This is a genomic window from Amycolatopsis echigonensis, from assembly GCF_002846615.1.
Taxonomy (GTDB): Bacteria; Actinomycetota; Actinomycetes; order Mycobacteriales; family Pseudonocardiaceae; genus Amycolatopsis; species Amycolatopsis echigonensis.
Genome location: NZ_PJMY01000003.1, coordinates 8,345,397 through 8,366,534, shown reverse-complemented (window position 1 = coordinate 8,366,534; position 21,138 = coordinate 8,345,397). Strand labels below are relative to the sequence as shown.

General features: G+C 70.6%; 17 protein-coding genes and 2 tRNA genes. 5 read left to right on the top strand and 14 right to left on the bottom strand.

Annotated features, from left to right (window positions below):
* Positions 1-499, top strand: a 499-nt coding sequence (locus tag ATK30_RS44440; RefSeq protein WP_143271498.1) for a zinc-binding dehydrogenase, incomplete at its 5' end; no start/stop codon positions are given.
* A gap of 522 nt (positions 500-1,021) precedes the next feature.
* Here the strand turns inward: ATK30_RS44440 and ATK30_RS44435 are convergent.
* On the bottom strand, positions 1,022-2,032 hold the full coding sequence (locus ATK30_RS44435) for a 2Fe-2S iron-sulfur cluster-binding protein (RefSeq protein WP_101440631.1): 1,011 nt from the start codon (positions 2,030-2,032) through the stop codon (positions 1,022-1,024).
* A 1-nt stretch (position 2,033) separates the two neighbouring features.
* Positions 2,034-3,263, bottom strand: coding sequence for a cytochrome P450 (locus ATK30_RS44430; RefSeq protein ID WP_101441405.1), 1,230 nt, complete (start codon positions 3,261-3,263; stop codon positions 2,034-2,036).
* Positions 3,264-3,406: 143 nt separating this feature from the next.
* On the opposite strand from ATK30_RS44430, the gene ATK30_RS44425 reads away from it, so the two are divergent.
* Positions 3,407-4,342, top strand: a complete 936-nt coding sequence (locus tag ATK30_RS44425; RefSeq protein ID WP_101440630.1) for an AraC family transcriptional regulator — start codon at positions 3,407-3,409, stop codon at positions 4,340-4,342.
* Positions 4,343-4,610: 268 nt separating this feature from the next.
* On the opposite strand, the gene ATK30_RS44915 is transcribed toward ATK30_RS44425, so the two are convergent.
* From ATK30_RS44915 to ATK30_RS47045, 12 genes are all read right to left on the bottom strand, one after another.
* Entirely contained in the window at positions 4,611-4,805 is a 195-nt protein-coding gene (locus tag ATK30_RS44915; protein ID WP_143271497.1) for a hypothetical protein, read from the bottom strand.
* A 223-nt stretch (positions 4,806-5,028) separates the two neighbouring features.
* Entirely contained in the window at positions 5,029-7,305 is a 2,277-nt protein-coding gene (locus tag ATK30_RS44420) for a hypothetical protein (protein ID WP_101440629.1), read from the bottom strand.
* A 22-nt stretch (positions 7,306-7,327) separates the two neighbouring features.
* Positions 7,328-7,400, bottom strand: a tRNA-Tyr gene (locus ATK30_RS44415).
* A gap of 14 nt (positions 7,401-7,414) precedes the next feature.
* Positions 7,415-7,486: transfer RNA gene (locus tag ATK30_RS44410), tRNA-Thr, on the bottom strand.
* A gap of 128 nt (positions 7,487-7,614) precedes the next feature.
* Positions 7,615-8,856 (bottom strand): multiple monosaccharide ABC transporter permease, encoded by a 1,242-nt coding sequence (gene mmsB, locus ATK30_RS44405; RefSeq protein ID WP_101440628.1) that lies wholly within the window; start codon positions 8,854-8,856, stop codon positions 7,615-7,617.
* On the bottom strand, positions 8,853-10,373 hold the full coding sequence (gene mmsA, locus ATK30_RS44400) for a multiple monosaccharide ABC transporter ATP-binding protein (RefSeq protein WP_101440627.1): 1,521 nt from the start codon (positions 10,371-10,373) through the stop codon (positions 8,853-8,855). The genes mmsB and mmsA overlap by 4 nt, the downstream gene beginning before the upstream one ends.
* Complete coding sequence (gene chvE, locus ATK30_RS44395) at positions 10,370-11,476, bottom strand: multiple monosaccharide ABC transporter substrate-binding protein (protein ID WP_101440626.1); 1,107 nt, start codon at positions 11,474-11,476, stop codon at positions 10,370-10,372. The genes mmsA and chvE overlap by 4 nt, the downstream gene beginning before the upstream one ends.
* A 17-nt stretch (positions 11,477-11,493) precedes the next feature.
* The gene (gene araA / locus ATK30_RS44390) at positions 11,494-12,999 is read right to left on the bottom strand and encodes an L-arabinose isomerase (protein WP_101440625.1); all 1,506 of its coding nucleotides are present in this window, start codon (positions 12,997-12,999) and stop codon (positions 11,494-11,496) included.
* 25 nt (positions 13,000-13,024) lie between these two features.
* On the bottom strand, positions 13,025-13,702 hold the full coding sequence (locus tag ATK30_RS44385) for an L-ribulose-5-phosphate 4-epimerase (RefSeq protein WP_101440624.1): 678 nt from the start codon (positions 13,700-13,702) through the stop codon (positions 13,025-13,027).
* On the bottom strand, positions 13,702-15,378 hold the full coding sequence (araB, locus tag ATK30_RS44380; protein WP_101440623.1) for a ribulokinase: 1,677 nt from the start codon (positions 15,376-15,378) through the stop codon (positions 13,702-13,704). Before araB ends, ATK30_RS44385 begins: the two co-directional genes overlap by 1 nt.
* A gap of 107 nt (positions 15,379-15,485) precedes the next feature.
* Entirely contained in the window at positions 15,486-16,502 is a 1,017-nt protein-coding gene (locus ATK30_RS44375) for a LacI family DNA-binding transcriptional regulator (protein WP_101440622.1), read from the bottom strand.
* Positions 16,503-16,644: 142 nt separating this feature from the next.
* Positions 16,645-17,439 carry an IclR family transcriptional regulator gene (locus ATK30_RS47045; RefSeq protein ID WP_101440621.1) on the bottom strand — a complete coding sequence of 265 codons (795 nt, stop codon included), beginning with the start codon at positions 17,437-17,439 and terminating at the stop codon, positions 16,645-16,647.
* Between the two features lie 104 nt (positions 17,440-17,543).
* On the opposite strand from ATK30_RS47045, the gene ATK30_RS44365 reads away from it, so the two are divergent.
* From ATK30_RS44365 to ATK30_RS44355, 3 genes are read left to right on the top strand one after another with little or no spacing between them, the layout of a single operon-like run.
* On the top strand, positions 17,544-18,494 hold the full coding sequence (locus tag ATK30_RS44365) for a DUF1177 domain-containing protein (protein ID WP_101440620.1): 951 nt from the start codon (positions 17,544-17,546) through the stop codon (positions 18,492-18,494).
* Positions 18,491-19,831, top strand: coding sequence for a cytosine permease (locus ATK30_RS44360; RefSeq protein ID WP_101440619.1), 1,341 nt, complete (start codon positions 18,491-18,493; stop codon positions 19,829-19,831). The genes ATK30_RS44365 and ATK30_RS44360 overlap by 4 nt, the downstream gene beginning before the upstream one ends.
* On the top strand, positions 19,828-21,117 hold the full coding sequence (locus ATK30_RS44355) for a M20/M25/M40 family metallo-hydrolase (RefSeq protein WP_101440618.1): 1,290 nt from the start codon (positions 19,828-19,830) through the stop codon (positions 21,115-21,117). The genes ATK30_RS44360 and ATK30_RS44355 overlap by 4 nt, the downstream gene beginning before the upstream one ends.
* Positions 21,118-21,138 lie beyond the last annotated feature (21 nt).

Sequence of the window (21,138 nt, the reverse complement as noted above, 5' to 3'; positions counted from 1 at the left end):
CGTGATCAACCCGGGCCCGGGCGACACGGTGCTCGTCGGCGGCGCGGGAGGCGGGGTCGGCGTATTCGCCGTCCAACTCGCGCGGCTCGCGGGCGCGCGAGTGATCGGGACCGGATCAGCGTCGTCGGCCGACGCCCTGCGCGCACTGGGGGCCGAGCCGGTCACCTATGGCGACGGCCTGGTCGATCGCGTCCGCGCGCTGGCTCCCGAGGGCGTCACCGCCGCCATGGACCTGCACGGGGAGGACACCGCACTGGCAGCACGCGAACTCGGCGTGCCGGACGAGCGGATCACCACCATCGCCGCCCAGATCGACGGGATCACGCCAGCGAACGGCGCCAACGCGGCCCCGGGCGCCATCGAGGAAATCGCCGGCCTGGTCGCGGCGGGAAAGCTCCGGGTGCCGATCGCGGCGACCTTCCCGGTCGAGAAAATCCGGGACGCGGTCGAGCTCCAGGCGGGACGGCACGTGCACGGGAAGGTCGTCATCGAGCTGTAGACGAGGGAACTCCCCGCACGCGGCGGCCGGGGGAAGGTGGTTTGCCACTGCGTGAATTTCGGGGTGTGCGGGCTGGCGGCCGAGGGGTTCCTCGGTTGTCTCGCGCGGCTGTTGGTCAGTGGTGCTGGGGGCGAATCGGCTCGGCTGTCGCGGCAGGTGGCCGAGGGAAGGTGGTTGTGCCGCTGCGTGAACGTCGGCGGTGTGCGAGCTGGCTGCTGGAGGGTTCCTCGGTTGTCTCACGGGCTGTTGATCGGTGGTGCTGGGGGCGAATCGGCCCGGCTGCGGCGGGAGGTGGGCCAGGGAAGGTGGTTGTGCCGCTGCATGAACGTCGGGGTGTGCGGGCTGGGGGCCGCGGGGTCCTCGGTACCTCGCGCGGTTGCTGGTCAGTTGTGCCGATGACGAACCGACCCGGCCGTCGCGGCGGGCGGCCGAATCGGTTGTCCGCGCAGGGATTCCGGCCGGAGTCGCGAACCTCGGCCGCGGCTCGCGCCAGCCCGCGAGCCTCGGCCCGACCGGCGGCAGTCAGGTCGCGGCCGGGGTGAAGTTCTCCCGGTGGATCACGCGCGGCGCCATCCGGCGGCGTTTGAACGCTTTCACCCCGGCGTCGACCATCGGCGGCGGTCCGCAGAGCCAGCCCGACCAGCCGCGTGCGCTGGGAATGTCCTCGAGGAACCGGTCGGTCGGGAAACCGGTGCGGTGCGTGCTGTTTCCGGGTTCGTGGGACAGCACCGGAAGGAACGCGAAATTCGGGCAGCTGTCGGCGAGTTCGGCCATCAGGTCGAGGTCGTAGAGGTCGGCCTCGCCGCGAACCCCGTGGTACAGCACGATTTTCCGGTTCGGGTCGCGGGCGAGCGCCGTGCGGGCGAGGCCGATCAGCGGGGCGAGGCCGGTGCCGCCGCCGATGAGTGCCATCGGGCCGCCGTCGTCCTCGTCGGCCGGGGGCAGGACGAAGTCGCCGAGAGGTCCGGTGACCTGAACCTGTTCTCCGACGGTGAGATCGGCGAAGATCCACTTTTCGGTCGCCGCTCCGCCGGGCACCGAACGGACGTGCAGCTCCAGGACTTTGTCCTCGTCGGCGGTGTTGGCCAGCGAGTACTGGCGGCGGACGGCGGTGCCCGGCACGGTCAGCTCGACGTACTGCCCGGCGTGGAAGGCCAGCGGCTCGGGCAGGCCCAGCCGCAGCCGCCGGGTGTCGCGGGCGATGTCTTCGATTTCCCGGACTGTCGCGGTGAGATCGCGCAAGGGGTGCGTGGCACGACCGGCGCCGCCCCCGGTTTCGACGACGACGTTCGAGCGGAGCCGGGCCTGGCAGGCCAGCGCCAGACCCGCGGCCCGCTCGTCCTCGGTCAAGGTGTCGGCGGGGGAGTCGCGGTGGTCGACGTCGCCGTCGACCACCCGGAGTTTGCAGGTTCCGCAGGTGCCCTGGTTGCAGGAATTCGGCATCCAGACGCCGGCGCGGAGGAAGGCGTCGAGCATCGGCTGGTCGGGCTCGCACGGCACTTCCCGGTCGCCGACGGTCGCGGTGAAGGGCATGTCAGACCTCCCAGGCGACGTGCAGCGACGTCGGGCCGCGGAAGCCCCAGCCCCAGAACTCGACGTCGGAGGAGGTGTCGCGTTCGAGGTTGGGGATCGACTCGAACAGCTCCTCCAGCGCGATGCGCATGACGTGGTTGGCGAAGTAAATGCCCGCGCAGGCGTGGTTCCCGGCGCCGAAGGCCAGGTGCGGCAGCGGCGGACGGTGCAGGTCGTAGCGGGTCGGGGCCTCGTAGACGCCGGTGTCGTGGTTGGCCGAGCCGTAGGACAGGATCACCGGCGTGCCGGCGGGAAGGTCGACCCCGGCGACGGTGACCGGTTTGGTGGAGATCCTCGCGGTGGCCGACCAGATCGGCGACGTCCAGCGCATGCCTTCGGAGATCGCGCGGGGGATGAGCGCCGGGTCGTCGACGACCTGTTCCAGCTGGTCGGGTTCGCTGAACAGCCCCGCCAGCGTCGAGGCCATGCCGTGGCCCGGTTCCTGCATCGCGCCGAGCAGGTACACGTAGATGGTGGGGTAGATGTATTCGCGGTCGCGGGTTTTCCCCGGCGGCATGCCGTCGTGCAGCCAGTGCGAGATCGCGGTGTCGGCGGGTTCGGCGATCCACTTGTCGATCAGCGGGTCGACCGTCGCCTGGATCTCGGCCTTCGCTTCGTCGCCCTGGACGAAACCTTCCGGGTTGGCGAATTCGCCGTCCTCGGTCATGGCCGCGTTGGTGAACGACCGGCTCAGTTTCGCGAACCATTCGCGCAGCTTGTCCGATTCGACGCTCTGCAGCCCCAGCAGGTCGCCGAGGGAGCGGACGCTGACCGGCTCGCAGTACTGGGAGACGAGTTCCGCCCGGCCGTCGTTCTCGAACTTCGCGAGGTAGCCGCGGGCGATGGGCCGGACGAGGTCGTCGATCCACCGGTCGACCTCGACGGGCTGGAGGGCGGGTTCGACCATCGAGCGCAGGTCGGCGTGGATGTCGCCGTTGACGCCGATGATCGCCGGATGGCCGAAGGTGCGGCCGCCGGCCGGCGTGATGACGGCTTCGAAGTCGGGGCTGGTGGCGATCTCGCGGCAGATCTCCGCGGTCGTCGCGACGTGCGAGCCGAGGACCGGCACGTACGCCAGGGGAGCCTCGCGGCGCAGCCGTTCGTAGGGCTCGTACGGGTTTCGCTCCAGCTGGGCCATGGTGATGTCGCCGATCCAGGAAAGGTCCGGGGCGGTGGTGCTGTTCGTCGTCATTGACGCGGCCTCCTTCGGGACTTCGTCCGGGTCGGAGGAAAGGTAGGTCCGGGCGAGCCGGGCCGACGACACGCCAAGCGCGGATCCGGTACGGATCGCGCGACGAATCCGGCGCGTCGCCGCTGATCAGCTAGCATGCGTCCATGTCCGCACGCCGGGGTGCGGCGCCGCGGGACTGGGAGCGAGTCTCGAAGTCGGTGGCCGCCGCCTACTTTCCGCATCAGCTGACGCCGCTGCGCGGCGGCCGCGAGCCGCGGCTGACCCTCCGGACGCTGGACCTCGGCCCGGTGCTGATCGGGTACGTCGGCTGGGGAGCCGACGTCGAGATCGCCTGCGACTACCCGTCCGCCTACGAGGTCAACCTGCCCTTGACCGGCCACCTCGCCAGCCGCGGCAGGCACGGCACGGTCACGTCGGTGCCCGGGCAGGCGACGGTCTTCCGGGCCGACACGCCGTCGCTGATCACCCACTGGGACGCGACCTGCACCGTGCTGGGCGTCAAATTCGACCGGGACTGGCTGGACCGCGAGGCCGAGCGGGTCCTCGGCGCCGGGACCGTCCGCGTGGCCGGCGCGCTCCCGGACCAGCTTCGCCTCGAACACGGCCCGGCGCGCGATTGGCGGCATCTCGTTTCCGGCTTGTCGTCGCACATGGGCGACCGCGCGTTGTTCAGCGACCAGCCGATCGTCCGGGAACAGCTGGCCGGAGCGGTCGCGGCCGGATTCCTGCTGGCCGGCTGCCCCGACTCCGGCTGCGTCCCGGCGCCGCGGCCGCGCGCGATCATGCGGGTGGTCGACGCCGTCCGCGCCGACCCGGCCCGGGCGTGGACCGCCGCGGACATGGCGGCCGTCGCCGGGACCACGGTCCGCAGGCTGCAGGAAAGCTTCCGGGAGTGGGTCGGATGCACGCCGACGGAACACCTGGTCGGCGTCCGGCTGCAGCGCGCCCGCGCGGACCTCGAAGCGCACCCGGAATCCTCGGTCAGCGAAATCGCCGCGCGGTGGGGCTTTTCGAGCGCGAGCCGGTTCGCGGCGGCGTTCCGCAGGCGTTATGGACGTCCGCCGTCGCAAGCTCGATGAGGGCGGCGGGTTCGCGCCAGGCCGCGACCGCCCGGGTGGGGCGAGCAGCCGGGGTCGGCGGGCCAGGCGTCGAGCAGGCGCGGGAGGTCCGGGTGGTCCTGGCGGCAAGCGCAGTCACTCCGGTGGCTGGCTGAGGATCTCCGAGGCGGTCTTCGCGGGTGCGGGCAGTGCGGACCACCCTGCGAGACGGGCGTGGCGGAGACCTGTCCGGCCGCGACGCCGGTCGCCTCGCGGGGTAGTTTGGCGAGGAGAGCGGGCCGGTTTCCCGTTATCCGCGAGAGAAGCCGTCCAGGCTGCCGCCGGCCCGGTGCTGTCGTCGGCCAGGCCTGCGGAGGTGTTCGTCGACGCGCCGGGTGAGCCGGTCCAATTCCGCCAGCAGCTGCGGCAGTGGTCGCTCCGCCGTGCCCGCACCGCCGTGGGTGTCCGGATTTTCTCGTTGCGCGCCAGAATGTATCGCCGTCATCGTCGTCACCGCCTCGCGCGTCGCCGAACGGAATGCCAGATCCGAACTTCCCGGTACCCGGGTGCGGGTAAACGTGGCGCTGGTCACGGCTGGCTTTTGCCGACCTGGCGGAAGGGCGAGCGCCTGCGGGACGTCCCGCCCGATCCGCTTCCCGCCGAGTCGAGGAGTCCTTTGTGGACGGCGCGGTTCCTGCCGGGCGAGTCGGTCGTGGTGCCGGGAGCCGTCATGCTTCCTCCTCTTCGCCCGGCAGGCACCAGTGCCTGCCGGTGGTCCAGCCGAGGAAGCGCCGTCCCGTTCCGTCGGGCGTCCGGCCGTCCGGGGTGAACCGGCCGCCGTCGACCACGTGGGCCAGGCCGGTCACTGCCGGGGTGAAGCGCTCGGCCAGGCCCGCCCGGGCCACCTGCGCGGCGAGCTGGCGCACGGTCGTGCGCTGAGTGTCCGTGTTGCAGAAGCTCAAGAAGAACAGTGCCTGCCGCCAGGCGTACGCCGCGTTCTTGACCGCTTGCAGGGCCGCGTGGCGATGGTCGGTGCGGATCGCCAGCCGGTCCACCGTCCACGCCAACGACTCCGCGGCCAGCTCGGGCGCGGAGGCCCGGAGCCGGTCCCGCAGACCCAGCGTGTCCACCAGAACTGCCAGGTTCTGCGTCGTGAGGATCTGGCTCTGCTCCAGCACCGTGCCGTTCGCGGCCACCGAGCCGGGCGTCCGCGTCGGCCGGGCTTCGGCGGCTCGGGCGACGCACAGGTCGGCGAAGTCGTCGGCGGTGCGTTTGGCCAGCACGCGGAACGGGCGCGGGCGTGGCGCCGACGTCCAGGACTGCGGCAGGTCGTAGTAGCGGGCGTAGAGCGTGCCCGCCATCGCGCGACTCGTGAGCTCCGCCGCCGTGCGCCATTTCGCGGTGAACGTGCCCATGAAGATGTCGGCGGCGACTTCCTCCACCAGCGGCATCGGCAGCCCGGCCTGTTTCGCGAGTGCGCCCAGCTCGCGCACCAGCGTGTTCGGCAGGATGGCCTGCGGGAACGCGCTGAGCGCCAGCAGCACCGTCTGGGCCAGCGTCTGGCGCGCCGCCCGGGCGGTGTCCGGCCGCCGCGCTCGCAGCGGATCGATCGCGCGGACCCAGGGCAGTTCCTCGAGCCGGACCTGGTCTTCCAGGTCGAGCAGCAGCAGGCTCCGCCGGCGGCGGAAGGCCGCGTAGATCTTCGCGTACAGCGTCGAAAGCTGCTCGTTGTCGAAGTTCGCGGCCAGCAGTTGCGCGGTGATCTGCGGCAGGACCGTCGCGAGCACGTCGGCTGAGGTGATCACGTCGCGCGCGACCAGTTCTTCGATCGGCGCCTCCAGCGCGCGGGCGACCTTGGTGACCAGGTGCGCTGGCGCGTCTCCGGCGACCGGCTCGAGCGACGGCAGCCCGCCGTCGGCCGGGAAGCGGTCCAGCCGTTCGGCCAGCGCGGCCGCGAGTTCGGCGTGGGTGGGCTGCGCGGCGACCGAGGCCTGCAAAGCCCGCAGCGCCGCCCGCGGTTCCGAGTCCGGTTCGCCGTGCTTGGCGATCGTGTTCGCCAGGGCACGGCGGATCCAGCCCACGTCCCGGCCGGTCAGTTCCGTGCTGTCGTGCTCGCACGCCAGCAGCGCGCGATGCAGCCGGGCGAAGTTGCTCTTCGGGTGGGTGTGGGCTTTCGACGCGGTGTACCGGACGCTCGCGGTCGCGTAGTCGGCGAGCCACTCGGCGCGTCGCTGGCTCCAGTCCCGCGGCCAGGTACGGCACGGCCAGCCGCCGGTGACGTCGTTTCCGTCCAGCCGCGGCAGCTCGCCCTCGACGGTGTCGCACCACAGCGCGACCAGCCGGTCGAACAGCGGGTGCCACACCTTCAGCGTTTCCAGCATCGCCGCGATCGCGGGCCGGGTGCGCGCCGACCGCAGCGATTCCCGGACTTCGCCGACGGTGCTCAGCCGTACCAGTGCGCCCGTCGGTCGCGGCGCCGCGCCCGGCAGCGGAGCCAGGCGCAGGCGAGGCAGGTGCGGACGAAGCTCCGCGATCAGGTCGAGCGCGGCTTCGGCGTGCCCGTGGTCCAGCAGCCAGGCCACGACCGGCAGCGCGGCGTCCTCGGGAAGCTCGATCCGGTACGACTCGGAGGCCAGCATGGCGCGCAGCGCGGCGAGCCCGGCGTCGGTGAGGTACCAGAGGTTGAGCCGTTCGCGGTCGGTGGCGCCCGGCCCGTCGGCGCACAGAGCGGCCTCGGCGGGCGAAAGCGGGACCTCAGCGAGGAAGCGGCCGGTGGCGAACCCGCCGTGCGCGACCTCGAGGGTCATCCACGCCGGAGTTTCCGCGACCGGAACCCGCGAGCCGATTCGCAGGGAGCCGTCGGCCATGCCCGCCAGGATTTCCTGCCACCGGCTCGCTTTCGCCCGCGCACGCTGGCGCGTCGCGCCGTCCTTCGCGGACGCGGCGGTGCGCACAGCCCGTTCGAGCTGCCCGTAGGCGTACCCCGGCGAAGCGGTGTGTCCCATGTGGATTCCCCCTGCTGTCGAGACTTGGAGGCAGGATTCGAACCTGCGCCCTCCCGGAATACAGCCGGGTGTTCTGCCTGCTGAACTACTCCAAGAGGCGGGGGAAGCGACATGGAGGCGGGATTCGAACCCGCGCCCTCCCGGTTACGAGCCGGGTGATCTGCCGCTGATCTACTCCATGGTGTTCCCCGCGCCGGAAAGCCTAGGTCGGCGGGGGACCGCACCGCCACCGATATACGACGGGGCCGGCGGGCGGCGCCGAAGCGTCGCCCACCGGCAACCCAGGACCCGATGCCGAGCGCGGGACGGTCAGCGAGCTGCGGCGCCCGCGCGGCGTTTGGTCCAGATGTCGTACGCGACCGCGGCGAGCAGCACCGCGCCCTTGACGAGCATGACCCGTTCGCTGGGAGCGCCGATCAGCGACATGCCGTTGTTGATGACCGCCATGATCAGGCCGCCGGTGATGGCTCCGACGACCTTGCCGACCCCGCCCTGGACCGCGGCGCCGCCGATGAACGCGGCGGCGATGGCGTCGAGTTCGAAGTTGACGCCCGCCGTCGGCCCGGCCTGGTTGAGGCGGCCGGCGAAGATGATGCCGGCCAGCGCGGCGAGGACGCCCATGTTGACGAAGACCCAGAACGTCACCGATTTGACCTTGACCCCGGACAGGGTCGCGGCCTGCAGGTTCCCGCCGATGGCGTAGATGTGCCTGCCGAACACGGATTTCCCGGCGACGAGCGAGTAGCCGAGCACGAGGACGGCGAGCAGGACGAGGACCCAGGGGAGATTGCGGAACCGGGCGAGCTGCACGACGACGGCGAGCACGAGCGCGGCGGCGACGGCGATTTTGAGCACGAACAGCGGGAACGGGTCGACTTCCTGGCCGTAGCCGAGCCGGGCGGTGCGCTTGCGCCATTGGGTGAGCACGATCCCGGCGACCACCACGACCCCGGCGAGGAGGCTGAAGAGGTCGGCTCCGCCGAGCGGGCCGAGGCCGATGTTGCCGAGGTAGCCGCCGGTGAAGCCGTTGGACAGGGTGCGGATGGCGTCCGGGAACGGGCCGATGCCCTGGTTGCCGAGCACGGTCAGGGTGAGCGCGCGGAAGGCGAGCATCCCGGCCAGTGTCACGATGAAGGCGGGGATGCCGAAGTAGGCCACCCAGTATCCCTGCCAGGCGCCGATCACCGCGCCGACCACAAGGGTGAGCACGACCGCGAGCGGCCAGGGCAGCCCGAGGTTGACCGTGAGGACCGCGGCGACCGCGCCGGTCATCGCCACGACCGAGCCCGCGGAGAGGTCGATGTGCCCGGAGATGATCACCAGGATCATCCCGATGGCGAGGATCAGCACGTAGGAGTTCTGCACGATGATGTTCGAGATGTTCTGCGGTTCGAGCAGCGCGCCGCCGGTGATCGCCTCGAACAGCACCACGATCAGCGCGAAGGCGACGTAGATGCCGCTCTGCCGGAGGTTGATCGAAATCCGCCGGGGGCTGCGCCCCGCGGGCGGGGCGGCCGGATCGGCTGGCCGCACGGGGTTCGTGGTGGTCATGTCCGTTCCTTCGTCATGTGTCGCATGAGCAGTTCCTGGGTGGCCTCGGCGCGGGCGACCTCGCCGGTGATCCGGCCCGCGGACAGGGTGTAGATGCGGTCGCAGAGCCCGAGCAGCTCGGGGAGCTCGGAGGAGATGACGAGGACCGCCTTCCCCTGCGCGGCCATCTCGTTGACGATCGTGTAGATCTCGTACTTCGCGCCGACGTCGATGCCGCGGGTGGGCTCGTCGAGGATGAGCACGTCCGGGTCGGTGAAAATCCACTTGGCCAGCACGACTTTCTGCTGGTTCCCGCCGGACAGCTTGCCGGTGACGCTGCGCACCGACGGGGCCTTGATCCGGAGGTCGCGGTGGAACCGGATCGCGACGTCGTGTTCGCTGTGCTCGTTCACCCAGCCGCGGCGCGAGAGCGCCGGCAGCCCGGCCGCGGAGGTGTTGCGCTGGATGTCGTCGATCAGGTTGAGCCCGTACAGTTTCCGGTCTTCGGTGGCGTAGGCGATGCCGTTGCGGATGGCGTCGCGGACGGACTTGAGGGTGATCTCCTTGCCGTCCTTGACCAGCCGGCCCGAGATGTTCGTGCCGTACGAGCGGCCGAACACGCTCATCGCGAGTTCGGTGCGGCCCGCGCCCATCAGCCCGGCGAGCCCGACGATCTCGCCCCGGCGCAAGGTCAGGTTCGCCCCGTCCACCACGACCCGGCCGGGCTGGCTCGGGCTGTGCACGGTCCAGTCCTCGATCCGCAGCACCTCGTCGCCGATGTCCGGTTCCCGCGGCGGGAACCGGTGTTCGAGGTCGCGCCCGACCATGCCGGTGATGATGCGTTCCTCGCTCAGCCCGGCCGCGTCGAGCGTTTCGATCGTCTTGCCGTCGCGCAGGATCGTGACGGTGTCGGCGATCGCGATGACCTCGCCGAGCTTGTGCGAGATGATCACGCACGTGACGCCGTCGTCGCGCAGTTCGCGCAGCAGCGCGAGCAGATGGGCCGAATCGTCGTCGTTGAGCGCGGCGGTCGGCTCGTCGAGGATGAGCAGTTTGACGCGCTTGGACAGGGCTTTGGCGATTTCGACCAGCTGCTGTTTGCCCACGCCGAGTTCGCTGACCGGCGTGACCGGGTTCTCGCGCAGCCCGACCCGGCGCAGCAGGTCGGCGGCCTCGTGGTTGGTCCGGTTCCAGTCGAGCCAGCCGCGCTTGGCCCGCTCGTTGCCGAGAAAGATGTTCTCGGCGATCGAAAGCTGCGAGCACAGCGCGAGTTCCTGGTGGATGATCACGATGCCGCGGCGTTCGCTGTCCCGGATGGACCCGAACGCGCAGTCCTGGCCGTCGAAGGCGATTTCGCCGTCGTAGCTGCCGTGCGGGTAGACGCCGGACAGGATTTTCATCAGGGTGGATTTCCCGGCGCCGTTCTCGCCGCAGACGGCGTGGATCTCCCCGCGCCGCACCGAGAGCGTGACGTCGGACAGCGCGGTGACGCCGGGAAAGGTCTTGGTGATCCCGCGCATGCCGAGCAGTTCGGTCATTTCAGCTGGCCCGCCGTGTAGTAGCCGGAGTCGAGCAGTTCCTTCTGGTAGTTGGACTTGTCCACCACGACCGGCTGCAGCAGCTGGGCCGGGACGATCTTGGTGCCGTTGTTGTAGTCGGTCGTGTTGTTGACCGCCGGCTTCTGTCCCTTGAGGACGGAGTCGGCCATTTTCACCGTGACGTCGGCGAGCTTGCGGGTGTCCTTGAAGACGGTGGAATACTGCTCGCCGGCGATGATCGACTTGACCGAGGCGACTTCGGCGTCCTGTCCGGTGACCACCGGATAGGGCTGTCCGGCGGTGCCGTAGCCGTTGCTCTTGAGCGCGGACAGGATGCCGATCGACAGGCCGTCATACGGGGAGAGCACGCCCTGGACCTTCGCGCCGCCGGTGTAGGTCTTGGTCAGCAGGTCTTCCATGCGGCGCTGCGCGGTCGCCGGGTCCCAGCGCAGGATCGCGGTCGGCGCGAAGTCGACCTGGCCGCTCTTCACGATCAGCTTCTTGCTGGCGATCAGCGGCTTGAGCACCGACATGGCGCCGTTGTAGAAGAAGGTCGCGTTGTTGTCGTCGGGCGATCCGCCGAACAGTTCGATGTTGAACGGACCGGGTCCGTCGCCGAGGCCCTTGAGCAGCGAGTTGGCCTGTTCGACGCCGACCTTGAAGTTGTCGAAGGTGGCGTAGTAGTCGACGGCGGGGGAGTTGCGGATCAGCCGGTCGTAGGCGATGACCGGGACCTTGCGGTCGGCGGCCTCCTGCAGCTGGGTGGTGAGCGCGGTGCCGTCGATCGAGGCGACGATCAGCAGTTTCGCGCCCTTGGTCAGCTGGTTCTCGATCTGGTTGACCTGGGTGGGGATGTCGTTCTCGGCGTACTGCAGGTCGACCTTGTAGCCGAGCTTTTCCAGCGCGGCCTTGATGTTGTCGCCGTCGTGGATCCAGCGTTCGGACGATTTGGTCGGCATCGTGACACCGACGAGCGCGCCGGCGGACCCGCCCGCCTGCTGGTCGACGGTTTTCGCGCTCGACCCGCACGCGGCGAGGCCGAACCCGAGCACGGCGACTCCGGCCGCCGCGGCGGCGGTGCGGATTCCTCGAATGAACCTCATTGTTCGTTCTCCTTCTCTCAGAAACCCTGGGCGAGCCGGTGGTAGGCCTGGTTCCAGCGGATGCGGTCGGCGAAGTCCGCCGTGGTGGTGTTCTCGTCGATGAGGAGCAGTTCGACGTCGAGCATGCGGGCGAAGTCCCGCACGGTCTCGGTGCCGACCGCCTGGGTGAGCACGGTGTGGTGCGGTCCGCCCGCGGTGATCCACGCTTCGGCGGACGTGGTGAGCGACGGCGTGGGCTTCCACACGGCGCGCGCCACCGGCAGGTTCGGCAGCGGTTCGTCGGGCGGGACGACGTCGATTTCGTTGGCCACCAAGCGGAACCGGTCGCCGAGGTCGGTCAGGCCCAGCACCGCGCCCCGGCCGGGCGCGGCGTCGAAGACCAGCCGGACCGGGTCCTCGCGGCCGCCGATGCCGAGCGGGTGGATCTCGCACGACGGCGTGGCCGCGGCGATGCTGGGGCACACCTCGAGCATGTGCGCACCGAGGATTTTCGGTTCGCCGGGTCCGAAATGGTAGGTGTAATCTTCCATGAACGACGTTCCGCGGTCCGAGCCGCGGCCCATCGCCTTCACCGCGGCCAGCAGCGCGGAGGTTTTCCAGTCGCCCTCGCCGCCGAAGCCGTAGCCTTCGGACATCAGCCGCTGCACGGCCAGTCCCGGCAGCTGGCGCAGTCCGCCGAGATCCTCGAAGTTCGTGGTGAACGCGCCGAATCCGCCTTCGGTGAGGAAGGACCGCAGGCCGAGTTCGATCCGCGCGGCATACCGCAGCGATTCGTGCCGTTCCCCGTCGTGCGCCAGCTCCGGAGCGAGCGCGTACTCGTCCGCGTACTGCGCGACCAGGCCGTCGACGTCCGCTTCGGAGGCCGCGTCGACCCGCTCGGCGAGTTCGGTGACGCCGTAAGTGTTGACCGAGACGCCGAACCGCAGCTCGGCCTCGACCTTGTCGCCTTCGGTGACCGCGACGTCGCGCATGTTGTCGCCGAACCGGGCCAGTTTCAAGGTCCGCAGATGCGCCGCGCCGATCGCCGCCCGCGCCCACGCGTCGATGCGGGCGACCACCGCCGGATCGGCCGCGTGGCCGGCGACGGTCTTGCGCGGGATCCCGAGCCGGGTCTGGACGAACCCGAACTCGCGGTCGCCGTGCGCGGCCTGGTTGAGGTTCATGTAGTCCATGTCGAGACTGGCCCACGGCAGCGTCGCGTCGAGCTGGGTGTGCAAGTGCAGCAACGGTTTGCGCAGCGCGTCGAGACCGCCGATCCACATCTTCGCCGGGCTGAAGGTGTGCATCCACGCGATCACGCCGACGCAGGCGGGGTCGGCGTTGGCCTCCTGCAGCACCTGCCGGATGCCGGCGGACTCGGTCAGCACCGGCTTGCCGGCCAGCTCGCACGGCAGCCCGCCGGAATCGGCCAGCAGCTGCCGGATACGCAGCGACTGCCCGGCGACCTGCTCGAGGGTCTCCTCGCCGTAGAGCGCCTGGCTGCCGGTGAGGAACCACACCTGCGGCTTGGTCGCGGAGGTCATCTTTTCTCCTTGCTGGCTCATGGTTTCAGCGCTGCCCGTAGACGTTCTGGTAGCGCGCGTGCAGCCGGTCGACGTCGGAGCCCGACAGCGGGACGGGCGTGCCGAGCTGGTGTGCGATGTGGACGGTGCGGGCGACGTCCTCGACCATCACCGCGGCCTTCACCGCGTCCCGCGCGGTGGCACCGACGGTGAACGGGCCGTGGTTGCGCATCAGGACCGCGGGGGAGCGGGTCGCGCGGAGGGTTTCCACGATGCCGCGGCCGATCGAGTCGTCGCCGATCAGCGCGAACGGGCCGACCGGGATCTCGCCGCCGAACTCGTCGGCGATCATCGTGAGCACGCAGGGGATCGGCTCGCCGCGCGCGGCCCAGGCCGTGGCGTAGGTCGAATGCGTGTGCACGACGCCGCCGACCTCGGGCAGATGCCGGTAGACGTAGGCGTGCGCGGCGGTGTCGGAGGACGGCGCGAGTTCGCCGTGCACGAGCTTGCCGTGCAGGTCGGTGACGACCATCGTGTCGGGAGTCAGGTCGTCATAGGACACGCCGGACGGCTTGATCACCATCAGGTCCTCGCCGGGCACCCGCGCCGACACATTGCCCGAGGTCCAGACGACCAGTTCGTTGCGCGTCAGCTCGCTGTGCAGCCGCGCGACGGATTCCTTCAGCTCCGCGATAGTCCCGCGCGCCTGTGCGGTCAGCGTCATCAGTTCTGTCCTTTCGCGACAGTGGCCAGTTCGCGGCGGCGCGCGGCGAGACGGTGCAGCACGTCGTTGCCGCCGCGGCCGAAGTAGTCGTGCAGCGCGGTGTATTCCGCGTACAGCTCGTCGTAGGCCGATACGTTCGACAGCACCGGCTGGTACGCCATCCGCTGGACCGAGCCCATCGCCGCGGCGGCCGCGCGCACGTCGGGGTAGGCGCCCGCGGCGATCGCGGCGTGGATGGCCGAGCCCAGCGCGGGCCCTTGCGCCGAGCCGATCACCGAGAGCGGGAGGCCGGTGACGTCGGCGTAGATCTGCATCAGCAACTGGTTCTTCGTGAGCCCGCCCGCGACGATCAGCTCGGTGACCGGCACTCCGGCGGCTTCGAAGGTCTCGATGATTTTCCGGGTGCCGAACGCGGTGGCCTCCAGCAAGGCCCGGTAGACGTGCTCGGGCCGGGTGCTCAGGGTCTGCCCGGCGATCACCCCGGACAGCTCGTGGTCGACCAGGACCGACCGGTTGCCGCTGTGCCAGTCGAGCGCGACCAGGCCGTGCTCGCCGATCTCCTGCTGTTCCGCGAGCCGGGTCAGGACCTCGTGCAGGGACAGCCCTTCCGCCCGCGCAGTGTCCGAATAGGACGCTGGGACGCAGTGCTCGACGAACCAGCCGAAGATGTCGCCGACACCGCTCTGGCCCGCTTCGTAGCCCCAGAGCCCGGGGACGATGCCGCCGTCGACGACTCCGCACATGCCCGGCACCTCGCGCAGGTCGGCGCCGTTCATGACGTGACAGGTCGACGTGCCCATGATCGCGACCATCTGGCCCGGCTCGACCGCCTGCGCGGCCGGCGCGGTGACGTGCGCGTCGACGTTCCCGACCGCGACCGCGATCCCGGCGGGCAGCCCGGTCCAGGCCGCGGCCTGCGTGCTCAGCTTCCCGGCGAGCGAGCCGAGCTGCCCGATCGGATGGTCGAGTTTCTCGTCCACAAAGGACTCGAATCCGGGATTGAGCGCGCGGAGGAACTCCCGGCCGGGGTAGCGGCCGTCCTGGTGGATCCCCTTGTACCCGGCCGTGCAGGCGTTGCGGACGTAGGTCCCGGTGAGCTGCCAGACGATCCAGTCCGCCGCCTCGACCCAGTGCCGCATGGCCCGGTAGACCTCGGGGGCTTCCTCGAACAGCTGCAGGGCTTTGGCGAACTCCCATTCGGACGAGATCAGCCCGCCGTACCGCGGCAGCCACGGCTCCCCGAGTTCGCGGGCCGCGGCGTTGATGCGATCGGCCTGCGGTTGCGCGGCGTGATGCCGCCACAGCTTCACATACGCGTGCGGATTGCCCGCGAATTCCGGGAGTTCGGACAGGGGAGTGCCGTCCGCGGTGGCCGGGATCATCGTGCAGGCGGTGAAATCCGTGCCGATCCCGATCACGTCCCGCGGATCGGCTCCCGCGTCGGCCAGCGCGGCGGGCACGGCGGTGCGCAGGACGTCCACGTAGTCCGACGGAACCTGCAACGCCCAGCCCGGCGGCAGCTCCTCGGCCGTGGCGGGAAGCCGGTCGTCGACGACCCCGTGCCGGTACTCGGTCACGGCGGTCCCCAGTTCGGCGCCGTCGCGCACCCGGACCACGACCGCGCGCCCGGACAGCGTGCCGAAGTCGAGGCCTACGACGAGGGGATCTGCTGGCACTGGAGGGATTTCCTTCCGGATTCCGCGCCGCGCGACGGGATGCCGCTCGGCTGTTAGCGCTAACATTTCGAAGTGTTCGCGTGCTCGGGAGCGGCGTCGCGGCGCCGCTATCGGGGTCCGGTGCTGTCCCGGACGATCAGATCGGGTGCGACGAGATGGCGGACGCCGGGGTCGCCGCCTTCCATGCGTTCGACGAGCAACCGGAAGGTCCGCCGCCCGACCTCGATGAAATCCTGCCGGACGGTGGTGAGCGGCGGGCTGAAGTAGGCGGCCTCGGGAACGTCGTCGAAACCGGCCACGCGGACCTGCCCCGGCACCGAGAGACCCGCCTCGGCGAACGCGCGCAGCACGCCCAGCGCCATCTGGTCGTTCGCGACGAACACCGCGTCCGGCTGGGTTTCGGCGACCAGGCGACGCCCCGCGTCGTAGCCGGAACGAGGACTCCAGTCCCCGCGCAGCGGCGGCGGCACCCTGGCGCCGCGCCGTTCGAGCGCTTCCCGCCAGCCGCGTTCCCGCTCCAGCGATTCCAGCCAGTCCTCCGGCCCGGCGACGTGCCACACGGTTTCGTGCCCGAGCGACAGCAGATGCTCGGTCACCCGCCGGGCCCCGTCGTACTGGTCGACCGAAATCACCGGCACCGGAGCCGATTCGCCGCCGCCGACCGCGACCATCGGGATGTCTTCGGGCACCTGCCGCAACGCCTCGCCGGCCGCGACGTGCGGCGCGATGACCACTATCCCGCCGACCGCCTGCCGCCGCAGATTGTCCACTGCCTCGGCGAACGTCGACCTCCGCGGGCGGCTGACGCTGGAGATCGTGACGCCGTAGCCCTCTTCGCGGGCGGCGTGCTCGATGCCGTACAGCGTGCTCGCCGGACCGTACAAATTGGACTCCAGCGCGACGACGCCGAGAATGCTCGACCTCCCGGTCGCCAACGTCCTGGCCGCCGAATTGGGCCGGTACCCCAGTTGTTCCACCGCGGCCAGCACCCGCGCCCGCGTTTCCGCGCGAACGGGCCCGGTGTCGTTCACGACGCGGGAGACGGTCATGTGCGAAACGCCTGCCATCGCCGCCACTTCGGCAAGCCCCGGCTGGCGTTTGGCTGAAGACCCGTCGGCGGGCATTCCCGCACCTCCTCGCTGAAGTCCGCGGGTATGAGCATCGCAATGTTAGCGATAACAGACGGCGGGTCAACCCTTTCTTCGGAATAGGTTGCCGGACTGATGCGAGAGCGGCGGCAGCCAGAGACGAGCAGGCAAAGCCGTGTCACCGGCGCGGAACCGGCCGCGAAAGCCGCAGTTCGATCAAGTCCGCGCCCCGGCGCAACAGGTCCACCCATTGCTCCGGGTCGTGGTCGAAGCGGGCCGCGGACCAGCCGACCGACAGGCTTCCGTACGGTTCGCCGCGCAAGAAGACCGGCACCGCGAGAGTTGCCACACCGGTGTCGTACTCGCCGGTGGTGAACGCCCAGCCGCGCACGGCGACCTCGGCCAGTTGCTCGCGCAGGACGGCGAGGTCGGTGACCGTGTCCGGCGTGAACCGGGCCATCGGGCGGTCGGCGAACAGCCGGTCTCGCTCCTCTTCGGACAGGAACGCGAAGTACGCCTTGCTGGTCGCGCCCGCGTGCGCCGGGTACAGCTCGCCGACCAGCGAGTAGCCGCGCAGCCGTCCGTCCGCGCCTTCCGCGGCCAGCACGCACCGGGTGTGCGCGCCGTCGGGCAGGGACAGCAGGGCGGCGTGCCCGGTCTGGGCGGCCAGGTCGGTCAGGACCGGGGCCACCAGCAGGTCCAGCGCGCCGGCCCGGTCCCACATCCGGCCCAGGTGCAGCGCGGCCGGGCCGATCCGGTACTTGCGGGTGCTGTCGTCGCGGACCAGGAAACCGCGGTGGGCCAGCACGGCCAGGAGCCGCTGGGCGATCGACGTGTGCAGCCCGAACTCGCGGGCCACCGCGGTGACTCCCCATTCCGGGCGGGCGCGGTCGAACGCGAGCAGCACCTGCAGCGCGCGGTCCGCGGTCTGCGGCAGGCCGGGCGGGGTGGTGCGGTCGTCGGGGTCCGGCATCCCGCCATTGTGCGAATAACGGGAAATGTTTGTAAAGCGGGCGGGCTCGGACGGAATCTGGTCGGACCAATCCCCGCCTGCTTTGACTTCTCCAGAGGAACCACATGCTCAAACACGTCCTGGAACTGCTCGAAATCCTCGACGACCCGGCGGTGACCGGGAAGGAGGTCGTCGGCTACCTCGACGCCGTCGCCGGCGCGGACGGCAGCGGCGCGGAGATCACGACGGTGCCCGGCCCGGCCGGGAAGACCGACTTCGTCCGGGTGCGAGTGCCCGGCAGCCGCGGCCGCACCGCGGGCGGCGACGCGCCCACGCTCGGCGTGGTGGGCCGGCTCGGCGGGGTCGGCGCCCGGCCGGAGGTGACCGGGTTCGTGTCCGACGGGGACGGCGCCGCCGCGGCGCTCGCCGCTGCCGCCAAGCTGCTGTCCATGCGCGCTCGCGGGGACGTGCTGGCCGGCGACGTGCTGATCGGGACGCACATCTGCCCGGACGCGCCGACCCTGCCGCACGATCCGGTGCCGTTCATGAACTCGCCGGTCGACATCGCCACGATGAACAGGTACGAGCTGTCCGGCGAGATGGCCGCCGTGCTGTCGATCGACACCACCAAGGGCAACCGGGTGATCAACCACCGCGGGCTCGCGCTGTCCCCGACCGTGCGCAGCGGCTACATCCTGCGGGTCTCCGAGGGGCTGGGCGAACTGCTGGAGGCGGTGACCGGCGCGCCGCTGGTGACCTACCCGATCACCACGCAGGACATCACGCCCTACGGCAACGGCGTCTACCACCTGAACTCGATCCTGCAGCCGTCGACCGCGACGGACGCGCCGGTCGTGGGACTGGCGATCACCTCGGCGGCGACCGTCGCGGGCTGCGCGACCGGCGCCAGTCACGAGACGGACATCGCGGCCGCCGCGCGCTACGCGGTCGAGGTCGCCAAGCAGTTCGGCGCGGGCGCGCTGCACTTCCACGACGAGGCGGAGTTCGCCAACCTGCGAGCCCGCTACGGCTCGATGGCGCACCTGCAGACGCTGGGCACGGAGGTGGCCGGATGAACACCGCGACGAAAACCGCGAAGCAGACCAAGAAGCGGATCGGCAACGACGACTACTCGCTGCGCCGCGTCCCCCAGGAGGCCCGCTACGGGTTCGGGTCGATGCTGCTGCAGTGGCTCGCGCAGTCCGGGTCGCTGTCGCAGTTCGTGCTCGGCGCGACGCTCGGCGTCGGGATGCGGTTCTCCGACGCGTTCTGGGCGTTCACCCTCGGCGCGGTGATCCTGGAGGCGGTGATCTTCCTGATCGGCCTTGCCGGCCAGCGGGAGGGCCTCACCATGACGATGCTGACCCGGTTCACCGGCTTCGGCCGCAACGGCTCCGCGCTGGTGAGCCTGGTGATCGCGATCAGCCTGGTGGGCTGGTTCGGCGTGCAGAACGGCATCTTCGGCAAGAGCATGCACGCCCTCGTCGGCGGGCCGCCGTGGCTGTGGTGCGCGGTGTCCGGCGTCGTCTTGACGCTGCTGGTGATCTACGGCTTCAAGTACATGATGTGGCTGGCGAAGATCGCCGTGCCGCTGTTCTTCGGACTCGTGGCCTGGAGCGTCATCTCGACCCTGTCCGACCACTCGGTGGGCGCGCTGATGTCGGCGGCGCCGACCGCGACGGCGATCACCATCCCCGCCGCGGCGACGATCATCGCCGGCGGCTACATGACCGGGGCCGTGGTCGCCCCGGACATGACCCGGTTCAACCGCAAGGGCTGGCACGTCCTGCTGCAGAGTTCGGCGTCGATCGTCCTGTCGGAATACATCGTCGGCATGACCGGCGTGCTGCTCGGGCACCTGGTCGGCAGTTCCGACGTCACGCACATCGTGCTGTCCACTTCGGGCTTCGTCGGGTTGATCGTGGTGGTGCTGGCGACCGCGAAGATCAACGACTGGAACCTTTACGGCTCTTCGCTGGGCGTGGTGAACTTCGTGCGGACCGTGTTCGGCCGCCCGTTGCACCGCGGTGTCGTCACCCTGGTGATCGGGTTCGCCGGGACGGTGCTGTCCGCGATCGGCTTCCTTCAGCATTTCACTGCGTTCCTGTCGGTGCTCGGGGTCGCGATCCCGCCGGTGGGCGGCATCATCGTGGCCGAATACTTCCTGGTGCGCCGCCTTTCCACGCCGCTGCGGGAAACCCGGGCGGACGGCCGGGTCCCGGCCACCATGCCGGTGTGGGTGCCCGCCACGCTCGCGGTGTGGGCAGCGGCGTTCTGCGTCGGCAAGTTCGTGCACTGGGGCATTCCGGCGCTGAACTCGCTGCTGACCGCCGCGATCCTCTACACGGTCCTGGGCCTGGCCGGGCTGATCCGGCCAGTGGGCTCGGTGGACCTGGAGGAGGTGGGCCGGTGACCAGCGCACAGGACGAGGTCGTCGACCTCTGCCGCGACCTGATCCGGATCGACACGTCCAACCCGGGCGCCGCTGAGCGGCCCGCCGCCGAGTACGTCGCGGAGAAACTCTCCGACGCCGGGCTGGAGCCGACGCTGGTGGAGAGCGCGCCCGGCCGGGCCAGCGTGTTCGCCCGGGTGTCCGGAGCGGACTCTTCGCGGCCCGCGCTGCTGCTGCACGGGCATCTGGACGTGGTGCCCGCGGACGCGGACGAGTGGAGCGTCCCGCCGTTCTCCGGGGAGATCGCCGACGGCATGCTGTGGGGCCGCGGCGCGATCGACATGAAGGACTTCGACGCGGCGATCCTCGCGCTGGCGCGGCAGTTCGGCCGCGCCGGCGAAAAACCGCCGCGGGACATAGTGTTCGGCTTCCTCGCCGACGAGGAGGGCGGCGGGAAGTTCGGCTCGCACTGGCTGGCCGAGAACCGCCGCGATCTGTTCGACGGCGTGGGCGAGGCGATCACCGAGGGCGGCGGGGTGTCGTTCGACCTCGGCAACGGCAGCAGGCTGTATCCGATCGAGTGCGCGCAGCGCGGGCAGGCGTGGCTGCGGCTGGTCGCCACCGGCCGCGCCGGGCACGGGTCCTCGCCGAACGACGAGAACGCGGTCACCGATCTGGCCGAATCGCTCGCCCGGATCGGGCGGCACCGCTTCCCGGTCCGGCTGATCGCCCCGGTGCGGGCGCTGCTGGAACGCGCGGCGGACCTGCTCGGCGTCCCGTTCGATCCGTCCGATGTGGACGGAAGCCTGGCGCGGATGGGCCGGGTGCGGGAGCTGGTGGAGGTGATCCTGCGCAATTCGGCGAACCCCACCATGATCTCCGGCGGGTACCAGGTCAACGTCATTCCCGGCCGGGCCACCGCCGCGGTCGACGGCCGGTTCCTGCCGGGGTACGAACAGGAACTGCTGGACACGATCGACAAGCTGCTGCTCCCGTCGGTGCGCCGCGAATTCATCCACCGGGACATCGCGATGGAAAGCGGTTTCGACGGCCCGCTGGTGGACGCGATGTGCGCGGCCATCGCCGCCGAGGATCCGGAGGGCCACCCCGCCCCGTACTGCAACGCCGGCGGCACCGACAACAAGGCGCTGTCCGCGCTCGGCATCCGCGGTTTCGGGTTCAAAGCGCTGCGCGTCCCGCCGGAACTGCCCTACAACCGGCTGTTCCACGGCGTGGACGAACGGGTGCCGCTGGAGTCCTTGCGGTTCTCCGTCCGGGTCCTGGACCGGCTGCTGCGGACGTGCTGAACAATGGCGGGCGGACCAAGG

Excerpts from the sequence above, each read along its gene's own strand:
- ATK30_RS44375 (WP_101440622.1), bottom strand. The coding sequence starts at position 16,502 with ATGCCCGCCGACGGGTCTTCAGCCAAACGCCAGCCGGGGCTTGCCGAA.
- ATK30_RS44420 (WP_101440629.1), bottom strand. The coding sequence starts at position 7,305 with ATGGGACACACCGCTTCGCCGGGGTACGCCTACGGGCAGCTCGAACGG.
- ATK30_RS47045 (WP_101440621.1), bottom strand. The coding sequence starts at position 17,439 with ATGCCGGACCCCGACGACCGCACCACCCCGCCCGGCCTGCCGCAGACC.
- ATK30_RS44915 (WP_143271497.1), bottom strand. The coding sequence starts at position 4,805 with ATGACGGCGATACATTCTGGCGCGCAACGAGAAAATCCGGACACCCAC.
- ATK30_RS44385 (WP_101440624.1), bottom strand. The coding sequence starts at position 13,702 with ATGACGCTGACCGCACAGGCGCGCGGGACTATCGCGGAGCTGAAGGAA.
- ATK30_RS44360 (WP_101440619.1), top strand. The coding sequence starts at position 18,491 with ATGAACACCGCGACGAAAACCGCGAAGCAGACCAAGAAGCGGATCGGC.
- ATK30_RS44365 (WP_101440620.1), top strand. The coding sequence starts at position 17,544 with ATGCTCAAACACGTCCTGGAACTGCTCGAAATCCTCGACGACCCGGCG.
- ATK30_RS44425 (WP_101440630.1), top strand. The coding sequence starts at position 3,407 with ATGTCCGCACGCCGGGGTGCGGCGCCGCGGGACTGGGAGCGAGTCTCG.
- araA (WP_101440625.1), bottom strand. The coding sequence starts at position 12,999 with ATGACCTCCGCGACCAAGCCGCAGGTGTGGTTCCTCACCGGCAGCCAG.
- mmsA (WP_101440627.1), bottom strand. The coding sequence starts at position 10,373 with ATGACCGAACTGCTCGGCATGCGCGGGATCACCAAGACCTTTCCCGGC.
- ATK30_RS44435 (WP_101440631.1), bottom strand. The coding sequence starts at position 2,032 with ATGCCCTTCACCGCGACCGTCGGCGACCGGGAAGTGCCGTGCGAGCCC.
- ATK30_RS44430 (WP_101441405.1), bottom strand. The coding sequence starts at position 3,263 with ATGACGACGAACAGCACCACCGCCCCGGACCTTTCCTGGATCGGCGAC.
- chvE (WP_101440626.1), bottom strand. The coding sequence starts at position 11,476 with ATGAGGTTCATTCGAGGAATCCGCACCGCCGCCGCGGCGGCCGGAGTC.
- mmsB (WP_101440628.1), bottom strand. The coding sequence starts at position 8,856 with ATGACCACCACGAACCCCGTGCGGCCAGCCGATCCGGCCGCCCCGCCC.